General features: G+C 69.3%; 10 protein-coding genes and 2 pseudogenes. 8 read left to right on the plus strand and 4 right to left on the minus strand.

Annotation, left to right across the window (positions count from 1 at the left end):
* The first annotated feature begins 2 nt into the window (after nucleotides 1-2).
* From MU852_RS10645 to MU852_RS10675, 7 genes and pseudogenes are all read left to right on the plus strand, one after another.
* The gene (locus MU852_RS10645) at nucleotides 3-1,418 is read left to right on the plus strand and encodes a type II and III secretion system protein family protein (RefSeq protein ID WP_249749563.1); all 1,416 of its coding nucleotides are present in this window, start codon (nucleotides 3-5) and stop codon (nucleotides 1,416-1,418) included.
* Nucleotides 1,419-1,426: 8 nt separating this feature from the next.
* Complete coding sequence (locus tag MU852_RS10650; protein WP_249749564.1) at nucleotides 1,427-1,663, plus strand: hypothetical protein; 237 nt, start codon at nucleotides 1,427-1,429, stop codon at nucleotides 1,661-1,663.
* Nucleotides 1,627-2,094, plus strand: a complete 468-nt coding sequence (locus tag MU852_RS10655) for a CpaD family pilus assembly protein (protein ID WP_249751925.1) — start codon at nucleotides 1,627-1,629, stop codon at nucleotides 2,092-2,094. The genes MU852_RS10650 and MU852_RS10655 overlap by 37 nt, the downstream gene beginning before the upstream one ends.
* A 3-nt stretch (nucleotides 2,095-2,097) precedes the next feature.
* A pseudogene (locus tag MU852_RS18380) lies at nucleotides 2,098-3,577 on the plus strand (CpaE/TadZ family protein).
* Between the two features lie 128 nt (nucleotides 3,578-3,705).
* Nucleotides 3,706-5,203: pseudogene (locus MU852_RS10665) on the plus strand (TadA family conjugal transfer-associated ATPase).
* Nucleotides 5,204-5,649: 446 nt separating this feature from the next.
* Complete coding sequence (locus MU852_RS17910; protein ID WP_347342390.1) at nucleotides 5,650-6,189, plus strand: type II secretion system F family protein; 540 nt, start codon at nucleotides 5,650-5,652, stop codon at nucleotides 6,187-6,189.
* A gap of 9 nt (nucleotides 6,190-6,198) precedes the next feature.
* Complete coding sequence (locus MU852_RS10675) at nucleotides 6,199-7,206, plus strand: type II secretion system F family protein (protein ID WP_249749566.1); 1,008 nt, start codon at nucleotides 6,199-6,201, stop codon at nucleotides 7,204-7,206.
* Here the strand turns inward: MU852_RS10675 and MU852_RS10680 are convergent.
* Together MU852_RS10680 and MU852_RS10685 are read right to left on the minus strand one after the other, a co-directional pair.
* Nucleotides 7,203-7,634, minus strand: a complete 432-nt coding sequence (locus MU852_RS10680) for an SRPBCC domain-containing protein (protein ID WP_249749567.1) — start codon at nucleotides 7,632-7,634, stop codon at nucleotides 7,203-7,205. The two genes, MU852_RS10675 and MU852_RS10680, sit on opposite strands and share 4 nt — an antisense overlap.
* 62 nt (nucleotides 7,635-7,696) lie before the next feature.
* Nucleotides 7,697-8,059, minus strand: coding sequence for a hypothetical protein (locus tag MU852_RS10685; RefSeq protein WP_249749568.1), 363 nt, complete (start codon nucleotides 8,057-8,059; stop codon nucleotides 7,697-7,699).
* An 89-nt stretch (nucleotides 8,060-8,148) separates the two neighbouring features.
* Here MU852_RS10685 and MU852_RS10690 point away from each other — a divergent pair, with 89 nt between their 5' ends.
* The gene (locus MU852_RS10690) at nucleotides 8,149-9,468 is read left to right on the plus strand and encodes an amidohydrolase (RefSeq protein ID WP_249749569.1); all 1,320 of its coding nucleotides are present in this window, start codon (nucleotides 8,149-8,151) and stop codon (nucleotides 9,466-9,468) included.
* A 309-nt stretch (nucleotides 9,469-9,777) separates the two neighbouring features.
* On the opposite strand, the gene MU852_RS10695 is transcribed toward MU852_RS10690, so the two are convergent.
* A complete protein-coding gene (locus MU852_RS10695; protein ID WP_249749570.1) occupies nucleotides 9,778-10,362 on the minus strand; it encodes a hypothetical protein in 585 nt (194 codons plus the stop codon).
* A 732-nt stretch (nucleotides 10,363-11,094) separates the two neighbouring features.
* Entirely contained in the window at nucleotides 11,095-11,406 is a 312-nt protein-coding gene (locus MU852_RS10700; RefSeq protein ID WP_249749571.1) for a hypothetical protein, read from the minus strand.
* Between the last annotated feature and the right edge of the window lie 25 nt (nucleotides 11,407-11,431).

Genomic DNA, 11,431 nt, shown 5'->3' on the forward strand with positions numbered 1-11,431 from the left:
CCATGCCCCGGACCCTGCTCACGGCCGTCTGCGCCGCCCTGATCGGCCTGGCGCCCGCCGCCGCCCCGATCGCCGCCGCGGCCCAGACCCGCGCCGCCGTCTCGACCGGCGCGGCGCCGCAGCTGATCAACCTGCCGCGCGGCACCTCCTTCGCGGTGGACCTGCCGGCCGACGCCCGCGACGTCATCGTCTCCAATCCGCAGGTGGCCGAGGCCATGCTGCATTCGCCGCGCCGCATCACCGTCATCGGCATCGCGCCGGGCGAGACGGACGCGGTCTTCCTGGACGGGGCGGGGCGCACCATCCTGGCCCTGCGCGTCCGCGTCGACGCCGGCGTCAGCGCGCTTCAGGACACCCTGACCCGGCTGGTGCCGGGCGGCCGCGTCCAGGCCGAGGCGATCAACGACAGCGTCATCCTGACCGGCTCGGTCGACAGCCCGGCCCAGTCCGAACAGGCCCAGCGCATCGCCCGCGCCTTCGTCTCGGCGCCCGAGAAGGTGCTGAACATGATCAGCGTCGCCGGCTCGGACCAGGTCACGATCAAGGCGCGCGTGATCGAGGTGCAGCGCTCGGCGGTCAAGCAGCTGGGGGACGTCAACGCCGTGCTGAACAGCGTCGGCGACGGCCTCAGCTTCGCCCAGAGCGCGACCTTCGGCGTCAGCGGCTCGCAACTGGGCGGCGGGGTGCTGGGCTACACCGACGTCAGCGGCGACGGCAACCGCCTGACCACCAACCTTCGGGCCTTCGAGCGCGCGGGCCTGCTGCGCACCCTGGCCGAGCCCAACGTCACCGCCGTCAACGGCGAGAGCGGCGAATTCCTGGCCGGCGGCGAATTCCCCGTGCCGGTGTCCCAGAGCAACGACGACAGCGGCACGACCGTCGGCATCGAGTTCAAGCCCTACGGCGTGCGGCTGGCCTTCCGTCCGATCGTCCTGTCCGAGGGGCGCATCTCGCTGCAGCTGTCGACCGAGGTGTCGGAGCTGTCCAACGACGGCGCCTTCACCCTGAACCCGACCGCGAACACGGCCCTGGTCATTCCGGCGCTCAGCGTGCGCCGCGCCTCGTCCACGGTCGAACTGCCCAGCGGCGGATCGCTGATGATCGCCGGCCTGCTGCGCGAGGAGACCCGCCAGAACATCGACAAGCTGCCGGCCCTGGGCGACGTGCCGGTGCTGGGCGCCCTGTTCCGGTCGCGCGACTACACCTCGGGCCAGACCGAGCTGGTCATCATCATCGAGGCCTATGTGGTGTCGCCGACCTCGCCGGGCCGGATGCAGACGCCGGCCGACGGCCTGCAGATCGCCAACGACGCCCAGACCCTGCTGTTCGGCCAGCTCAGCCAGCGCTACGGCAGCCCGGCGCCCGCCGCCGCGCCCGGCGCCGGCTGGCAGGGTCCCGTCGGCTATGTGATCGAATGAGGCGCGCCGTGAACCGTACCGTCCTGCTGATGCTGCTGGCCGCCGGCGCCGGGCTTTCGGCCTGCGCGACCGCCGACGACGCCGCCGCCCCGCCGCCGCTGAACGCCCTGTCGCGCTACGTGCTGCAGGTCGAGCCGGGCGTGGACCGCATCGCCCTGGCCGTCCACGAGAGGGGCTGTCGGGCAACCAGCACGCGGCGCTGGGGGCCCTGGTCGGCCGCTTCGCGCGCGAAGGCGCCGAGGTGATCCGCGTCGAGGCGCCCTCCGGGAACGACCCCGCCGCCGCCCGCGCCGCCTGGGGCGTGCGCGACGCCCTGGCCGGAATGGGCGTGCCGGCCGAGCGGGTCCTGGTCATGGCCTATGACGCGCCCGATCCGCGCGCGCCGGTCCTGGCCGGGTTCGAGACGCTTCGCGCCCATGTGCCCAACTGCGCCGCCGTCGGCGGCTCGGGCCAGATAGGCTATTCCAACCAGCCGACCAGCGACTTCGGCTGCGCCGTCACCGCCAATCTGGCCGCCCAGATCGCCAATCCGCGCGACATCGTCGCGCCTCGCGGCATGGACGCGCCCGACATGGGCCGCCGCTCCAAGGTGTTCGACACCTATCGCGCCGGACAGCGCACGGCCGCTCCCCAGGAAGAGCTCGTGGACGGGCAAGTCTCGCGGGCCGTGGACTGACCGATGAACAACGCGCGCGCCTACACCGATCTGGACGTCGACGGCTTCGAGATCGACGATGCGTTCGACGCGGCCGAACCGGCGCGCGAACCGCTGCAGTTCACCGCCGGACCCGCGCCCCTGGCCACGCCGGCCCCGGCGGCCGCGCCGGTCGTCGAGCCGCCCGTTCCCGCCTTCAACCCCGTCGGCGAACTGGTCGCGGGCGCCCAGTCGGCCCTGGCGCCGGCCGCCTCGATCGGCGAGGTGTCGGTGCCGCGCATCGTCATCCACGTCTTCGCCGAACGCCAGGACACCCTGGCGGCGGCCGAGCGCGCGGCCCAGGACCGGCGCCTGTCGCGCGCCACCACCCAGATCCGCATCGGCGGCGTCGCCGCCGCGGTCGAGGCCTATCAGCACGAGCCGACCCCGCCGCTGATCATCGTCGAATGCCTGAAGGACCCCCAGAGCCTGCTGTTCGAGGTCGACCAGCTGGCCGAGGTCTGCGACGCCGGCAACCAAGGTCATCGTCGTCGGCCCGACCAACGACATCCTGCTGTTCCGCGAGCTGATGCGGCGCGGCGTCAGCGAATATCTGGTCGCCCCGCTGCAGCCGCTGCAGCTGATCGCGGCCATCGGCGGCCTGTTCAACGACCCGGCCCAGCCCTTCGTCGGCCGTTCCATCGCCTTCGTCGGCGCGCGGGGCGGGGCCGGCGCCTCGGCCGTGGCGCACAACACCGCCTATGCGATCTCCGAGCGGATCGGGGCCAACACCGTCATCGTCGACTACGACCTGCCCTTCGGCACGGCGGGGCTGGACTTCAACCAGGATCCGCTGAACGGCGTCGCCGACGCCCTGGGCCAGCCGGACCGGCTGGACCCGACGCTGCTGGACCGGATGATGGTCCGCTGCACCGACAAGCTCAGCCTGTTCGCCGCCCCCGCGACGCTGGACAGCGACTGGGACATCTCGACCGACGCCTTCGAGGAGGTGACGACGCGCATCCGCTCGACCGCCCCCTTCGTCATCCTGGACCTGCCGCACCTGTGGTCGCCGTGGATGCGCCGCACCCTGATCGCCGCCGACGAGGTGGTGGTGGTGGCCACGCCCGATCTGGCGTCCCTGCGCAACGCCAAGAACATGATGGACCTGATCCGCCAGGGCCGGCCCAACGACGCGCCGCCCCGCCTGGTGCTGAACCAGGTCGGCCTGCCGGGCCGTCCCGAGATCCCGGCCAAGGACTTCGGCGCGGCCCTGGGCGTCCATCCCAGCCTGGTCATCCCCTTCGACGCCAAGACCTTCGGCTCGGCGGCCAACAACGGCCAGATGATCCTGGACGCCGCCGCCAAGACCAAGGCGGCCGAGGCGTTCCAGACCCTGGCCCAGATCGTCTCCCGGCGCGAACTTCCGGCCGTCGCCGGTCCCAAGGGCGCCGCCGCCAAGCCGGGCAAGCCGGCGCGCGAGTCCAAGTCCCTGCTGGCCTCCATCTTCAAGAAGAAGCGCTGACGGGTGTTCGGCAACGCACAGGTCAGCCCGGCGTCGCGGCGCCGCCCCGACCGGCTCCCGCCCCGGCGCCAGAGCCTGCGGGCGCACGCCAGCCCGCCCCCGCGGCCCCGTTCGCCTCAGGCGAGCCGATGGACGCCGCCGCCGCCTTCGCCCTGGCCGACGCCCCGCTGGCCGACGCCCGCCCGGCCGCTGGGCCCGAGGCCAAGGCCGACCGGCTGGACGCCCTGGCCGCGCGCCCGCGCCCGGCCCCGGAGCCCGAGGTCCTGGCCCGTCCCAAGAGCGCGGCCGGCCCCAAGCCCACGGCGGGCCTGGAGCAGCTGAAGAAGGCCCAGGCGGTCGCCGAGATCGTCCGGGAACAGAGCGACTACTACCACGCCACGAAGACGACCATCTTCAACGCGCTGATGAACACCATCGACCTGGCCCAGCTGGCCCAGCTGGACCAGAAGGCGGCGTCGGAAGAGATCCGCGACATCGTCGCCGAACTGGTGGCGATCAAGAACGTCTCCATGTCGGTGGCCGAGCAGGAGCATCTGGTCCAGGACATCGTCAATGACGTCCTCGGCTACGGCCCGCTGGAACCCCTGCTGGGCCGCGACGACATCGCCGACATCATGGTCAACGGCGCGGGCCGGGTCTTCATCGAGGTCGGCGGCAAGGTCCAGCTGACCAACGTCCGCTTCCGCGACAACGGCCAGCTGATGAACATCTGCCAGCGGATCGTGTCGCAGGTCGGCCGCCGCGTGGACGAGAGCAGCCCCATCTGCGACGCCCGCCTGCCGGACGGGTCGCGCGTCAACGTCATCGCCCCGCCGCTGGCGATCGACGGCCCGACGCTGACGATCCGCAAGTTCAAGAAGGACAAGCTGACGATGAAGAACCTGGTGGAGTACGCCTCCATCAGTCCCGAGGGCGCGCGCGTCCTGGGCGTCATCGGCGCGGCGCGATGCAACGTCATCTCGGGCGGCACGGGCTCGGGCAAGACGACCCTGCTGAACACCCTGACGGCCTTCATCGACCCGACCGAGCGCGTCATCACCTGCGAGGACGCCGCCGAGCTTCAGCTGCAGCAGCCGCACGTCGTGCGCCTGGAAACCCGGCCGCCGAACCTGGAGGGCCAGGGCCAGATCACCATGCGCGACCTGGTCAAGAACTGCCTGCGGATGCGCCCGGAACGGATCATCGTCGGCGAGGTGCGCGGACCCGAGGCCTTCGACCTGCTGCAGGCCATGAACACGGGCCACGACGGCTCGATGGGCACGCTGCACGCCAACTCCCCGCGCGAGGCCATCAGCCGGATCGAGTCGATGATCACCATGGGCGGCTACGGCCTGCCGTCCAAGACCATCCGCGAGATGATCGTCGGGTCGGTCGACGTCATCGTCCAGGCCGCGCGCCTGCGCGACGGTTCGCGCCGCATTACCCACATCACCGAGGTGGTGGGGCTGGAAGGCGACGTGATCGTGACCCAGGATCTGTTCGTCTATGACATCACGGGCGAGGACGAGCACGGCCGTGGTCGGCCGCCATCGCTCGACCGGCATCGCCCGTCCCCGCTTCTGGGACCGCGCCCGCTACTACGGGCTGGAGCGCGAACTGGCCGACGCCCTGGACGCGGCGGAGTAGGGCCCATGCTGCCGATCCTCGCCGCCGTCCTGGCCTTCATCACCATCGCCAGCGTCGGCTGGGTGCTGGTGGGCGGCGACGATTCCGGCGCCCAGGCGGTCAAGCGCGCCCAGGCCATGGGCGCGGGAAAGAAGGCGGCCCAGGCCACGGCCCGCAAGGCCGCCGCCGCCAACACGCCCGAGGCCCGCCGCAAGCAGATCATGCTGCAGCTGCAGGAAGCCGAGAAACAGGGGCGCAAGGCGCGCAAGACCCTGTCCTCGCGCCTGGCCGCCGCCGGCCTGTCGATCGGCCAGCGCACCTTCTACATCGTTTCCGCGGTCCTGGGCGTGGCGGCCCTGCTGGTCGCCCTGGTCGCGGGGCTTCATCCCGTCGTGGCCCTGGGCGCGGCGATCGTCTTCGCCCTGGGCCTGCCGCGCTGGGTCGTCGGCTTCCTGGGCAAGAAGCGGATGAAGAAGTTCTCGCTGGAGTTCCCCAACGCCGTCGACGTCATCGTGCGCGGCATCAAGTCGGGCCTGCCGGTCCACGAATGCTTCAAGATCATCGCCCGCGAGAGCCCGGCGCCCCTGGGGCCGGAGTTCCAGAAGCTGGTCGAGGGCCTGGGCGTCGGCATGACCCTGGAGCAGGCGCTGGACAAGATGTACGGCCGGATGCCGACCTCGGAGCTGCGCTTCTTCACCATCGTCATCGCCATCCAGCAGAAGACCGGCGGCAACCTGGCCGAGGCGCTGGGCAATCTGTCGACCGTGCTGCGTTCGCGCCGGCTGATGGCCGAGAAGATCAAGGCCCTGTCGTCCGAGGCCATCGCCTCGGCGGGCATCATCGGCTCGCTGCCGCCCGTGGTCATGGCCCTGGTCAGCCTGACGGCGCCGGCCTACATGGGCCTGCTGTTCACCGACATGCGCGGTCAGGTCATGCTTCTGGTGGCGGGCGTCTGGATGACGTTCGGCGTGCTCGCCATGAAGAAGATGATCAACTTCAAGTTCTAGGGCGGGGCGATGAACGGCATCCTCATCTTCCTGACCGACCCGCGCAACCTGCTCAGCATGGGCGTCGGCGTCGCCGTCTTCGCCACGGTCCTGACCCTGCTGTCGACCGTGATGGGCCAGGCCGACCTGAACAAGCGGATGAAGGCGGTCTCGGAACGGCGCGACGAACTGCGCCGCCGCTCGCGCGCGGCCATCCAGGGCGGGCCCCAGGGGACGGGCGGCCTGCGCCAGACCGACGAAGGCTTCAAGAAGCGCGTCGTCGAACGGCTGAACCTGACCAAGCTGCTGGAAGACCCCAAGGTCGTGGACCAGATGGCCCAGGCCGGTTTCCGCGGCCCCCGCCCGGTGACGGCCTTCTACTTCTTCCGCTTCGCCACGCCCTTCGTCTTCATGGCGCTGACGGCCTTCTATCTGTTCGTCGTCAACGACTTCGGCCTGCCGGTGATGATGCGGGTGACGGCCAGCATGGCGGCGGCGGTGGCGGGCTTCTATGCGCCCAACATCTATCTGTCGAACCTGATCTCCAAGCGCCGCACCTCGATCATGCAGGCCTTCCCGGACGCGCTGGACCTGCTGCTGATCTGCGTGGAATCCGGCATGTCGATCGAGGCGGCGATCCAGAAGGTCAGCGCCGAGATCGGCGGAACCTCCATCGAGCTGGCCGAGGAGCTTTCGCTGCTGGCGGCCGAGCTCAGCTACCTGCCGGACCGCCGCATGGCCTATGACAATCTGGGCCGGCGCAACAACCATCCCGGCGTCAAGGCGGTGGCCACGGCCATGACGCAGGCGGAGACCTACGGCACGCCCCTGGCTTCGGCGCTGCGGGTGATGGCCAAGGAGAACCGCGAGCTGCGCCTGTCGGCCGCCGAGAAGAAGGCTGCGGCCCTGCCGGCCCAGCTGACCGTGCCGATGATCGTCTTCTTCCTGCCGGTGCTGTTCGTGGTCATCCTGGGGCCGGCGATCATCAACATCATGGATACGATGAAGGCGTCGGCCGCGGCGAACGGCGCGGGCTAGGCTTCGGCCGCCGCCTTCAGGCCCTCGACGATCGCCGCGTGGCCCCGCCGCAGCGCGCTGCGGTGCTTGTCCATGTGGAGTTCCGCCCGGAGGCCCGAAAACAGCACGCCGGAGGCCAGGATGCAGCTGCCCCGCTCCAATTCCTCGATCTCGATGTAGCGCAGGGTGCGGAACAGAAAGCCGCGCTTTTCGGCCCAGACCAGTCGGGCCAGCGGCTGCCACTCGGCCACCTGCGCCGTGGCGCGCCGCTCGTCGTGGCCCGGCCAGGCCTCGGTCATGTGCAGCCGGCCGCCGAAGGCGATGGCGCCCTCCACGTCCCGGTCGTGCGGGTTCCAGCGGTCCCAGGCGTCCAGGTCCGCGATCAGGTCCCAGATGCGCTCGGAATCCGCCTGCACCCCGATGCGCTTTTCGATGCGAGTATCGTCCATGCCGCTCGTCTGACACGGGTTTCGGCCGGAAGGAAGGCGTCGCGACGTCGGCCGGCCCTCGTTCAGCCCTCGACCGCGTCCAGCGGCGCGCGCACCCGGCGGTGGTCCTGCAGGCCCAGCCGCGCCTTGACCTCCAGCAGGTCGGCGCCCGCCGGCACGATCAACAGCTGCTTGGGCCGGGCGGCGTTCACCGCGATCACGGCCCCCTTGGGACAGACGTCGAAACAGTCGACGCCGGTGACGACCAGGTCGCCCTTGCGGCCCTTCTTGCCCTTCTTCAGGTGGAAATACTTCCGCAGCGCCTTCTTCAGCGTCAGGTCGCCGCCGGGGCCGAAGCCGCCGTCCAGCTTCTTGGAGCATTTGCGGCACACCAGCACGACGTCGCGCCATTCGGTCCCGGTGCTCTTGAGGTCCTTCACGGCCATGAATCGAGGATCGCCGTTCCTCGACGGTTGCACAAGCGGGCGCGGGCGCCCTCACCATGACGCGGGATGAAATTTCACGGGAGCTTCACATGCGCCGCCTGATCGCCGCCTCCGCCCTGGCTTTGGTCTTCGCGGCGGGCGCCGCCGAGGCCCAGAGCGTGGACGCCGCCGCCGTCGACGCGGCCGTGCAGGCGGTGATGCCCGAGGTGACCGCCTGGCGTCGCGACTTCCACCAGCATCCCGAACTGGGCTTCGCCGAAACCCGCACGGCCGGGGTGATCGCCGAGCACCTGCGCGGCCTGGGGCTGGAGGTCCGCACCGAAGTCGGCAAGACCGGCGTGGTCGGCGTGCTGCGCGGAGCGCGGCCGGGCCGGGTCGTGGCCCTACGCGCCGACATGGACGCCCTGCCGGTGCAGGAGGCGACGGGCCTTCCCTTCGCTTCGACCGCCACCGGCAGCTACATGGGCAATACGGTGCCGGTCGCCCACGCCTGCGGCCACGACACCCACATGGCCATGCTGATGGGGGCCGCCGAGGTGCTGGCCGGGATGAAGGATCAGCTGAGCGGGACCGTGGTCTTCGTCTTCCAGCCGGCCGAGGAAGACGCGCCTCCGGGCGAGCCCAAGGGCGGGGCGGCGCTGATGATCGAGGAAGGCGCCCTGGCCGATCCGAAGCCGGAGGCGATCTTCGGCCTGCATGTCGTGCCGGGTCGCGCGGGCACGGTCTTCTACCGGCCGGAAGGCTTCATGGCCGCCTCGGATCGGGTCGACATCACCCTGAAGGGCAAGCAGACGCATGGCGCCTGGCCGTGGCGCGGCGTGGACGTGATCGCCACCGCCGCCCAGATCGTTCAGACGATCAACACCCTGACGGTGCGGACGGTCGATCCGACCACGACGCCGACGGTCTTCACCATCGCCACGGTGAACGCGGGCGTGCGCTATAACATCATTCCCGACAGCGCGACGATGTCGGGCACCCTGCGCACCTTCGACGTGGCCCAGCGCGACGACATGGTCGCCCGCGCCGAGGCCGCCGTCGGCCATGTCGCCGAGACCTATGGCGCGACGGCCGAGTTCGGCGTCAGGCAGAACGCCGCCCTGGTCTATAACGACCCCGCCCTGTCGGCCTGGCTGGCGCCGGTGCTGACCGAGGCGGCGGGCCAGGGCAACGTCGATCCGGCCACGCCGCCGACCACGGTTGCCGAGGACTTCAGCTACTTCCAGCAGGCCATCCCCGGCGTCTTCTACCACCTGGGCGCCAGCCCCGACGGCGTCGATCCGGCCCAGTCCGCGCCGAACCACTCGCCGGAGTTCTCGCCCAACGAAAAGGTCCTGCTGCTGGGCGTGAAGACCCATGTGCTGACCGCCCTGCGGTTCCTGGAGCGGAGTGAGAGAATGCGACTGTAGGCGCAAGCCGATGTCTCAGTTGGACCCAAAGACGGCATCGGCCTCCGAAGGATTGGTTTTGGAGCCGTCGCTCTATTCGAAAGTGATCGTCTCCATCGGATCAACAAAAATCACTTCCAAGTTGAAACAGATGATTCTTGCCGGTTTCGAGGTCACACATAATCACTGACAGACCGACGAACACCCAATTCTTCGCGATCTCAGCCCACGTAAAGGTAGGCCTCGGGCCAGCGGCCCTGATCGATGGGATCTCGAAGATGATCCCTCTGCGCGGTGATCAGTTCGCTCATTGTTCAACGCTCCATGCGGCTATGATGCGGTCCGCCATGATTGAAAGTTGGTCCACGACCTCAGGCGCCTCCCCGGCTCGATGGAAGCGATGGACGCCGCCCAGTTGCCGTCCCGCAGGCGAAACGAAAATGAGCAGAGATCTCGACTGCCCTCTGCGGTCGAGCAGGTGACAAAGGCTTGAGGGGACCCTCCCGTGGCCGACTTTTTGAATACCTGCCGGTCGCCTCGTCGCATGGACCACCGCCATCCGCCCCGCACGCCGCCATCCAGTTCCACCCCGACGTCATACAATCGGGCGCTGCTGATTTTCAGAATCGGCAGGTTCCGCTCCTGACCCGGAATGCGAAGCTCTTCCCCCTCAGGCAGCCTGTCTGGATCAACGGCGAACTGCAACACCGCTTCCGGCTCCGGCTCCTTGCAATACGCCTCCGCTGAAATCGGATGACCGTTGACGATTGGTTGGATCGCGTCCGGAACCCGATAAACGACCTGACCAACCTTAATGGCGATCACATCGCCGCAGATCGGCTGCGATGAGGGGGAGTGGTCGCAGGCCGTCGCCCAGAGGCACGACAGCAACAGCGCGCAGGGTCGAATGTGCATGAGCCCCCTCAAGGCACGATCAGACGAAACAGCCCTCTCAGCAAGCTAAAAATCTCTTATGACGCGAAAAGTTACCAACCCGAGATGGTTACCGGAACGCCTGCGCGCAGACGCTGACCGCCGAAGCTGCTGAGGCGCTGGAGCCCAGCGCTCCTGCCCTCAGTCCCTTCGTAACGACCAGACGGCCCGCCTGCGCAAAGGTCATCCCGCAGCTCGCCACAGCTCCACGCCCGCTCGATCCGGCACCAACGCTTCAAGAGGCCGCGCAGGCCTCGCTAAAGAAGCCACGCTTCATAACCTCGCCATTGACAGGCGGGCGACCCGTCACTCCACTTGGACCAAAAGGCGCAGGTCGGAGCCGGGAAGGGATCGTCGAGCTCGATCGAGAGATCGGCGCCCTTATGGCGTCAGGCCTTTTCCCTGCGGCGTCATCGGCCATCAGGCTGAAGAAGAAGCCGCTCCCCGAAGTCGCGGCCAGATCGGTCCGTCAACGGCTGCGCGGGCCGAGCCCTTGAAGGACAGCCCGCCTTCTGAGCGTTTCAGCGCCTCTTTTACCGGGCTGGTTGCATGGAGTTGCGCCCCGGCCGAAATGGCTCCGGCGAATCTGGTCTGGACACGCGTGCGTCGGCGGCCTGCGACGGCCCGTACGCACCGCTTCGGAGAGCCGTTCGCTGTAAAACTCGACCAAGACGACAGGATCAGGCGAGCCTGGCCGTCGTTCCAAAGGCTAGGCTAGGCGGACAGACGTGACGCCGCGTGGTAGCCGGCCATCCCCAGCTGCTGCTGGCTGAACGACCCGAAGACATCCGGCTGCAATCCAGTCGCCCCGCCGAAAACCACCAGTTTGGCGGCCGCGTCGAGCGTCGCCGTGCGATGCCGGCTCATCTCATCGAGCCAGGCCTTGGACATGTTGGTTCCGACAGGCTTCGCAGGGGCAAGCTCGCCCCCGCCCGCCTTCGCCTGATCAACGGAGACAGGGCCGGGGACTCTTCGCATCTCAGGCGGAATGTTCATATGCATACCGAGCGACGCCGTCATGGTCATGATCCAACTCCCGGCTGCAGGCCTT

Source organism: Brevundimonas albigilva, assembly GCF_023503965.1.
Taxonomy (GTDB): domain Bacteria; phylum Pseudomonadota; class Alphaproteobacteria; order Caulobacterales; family Caulobacteraceae; genus Brevundimonas; species Brevundimonas albigilva.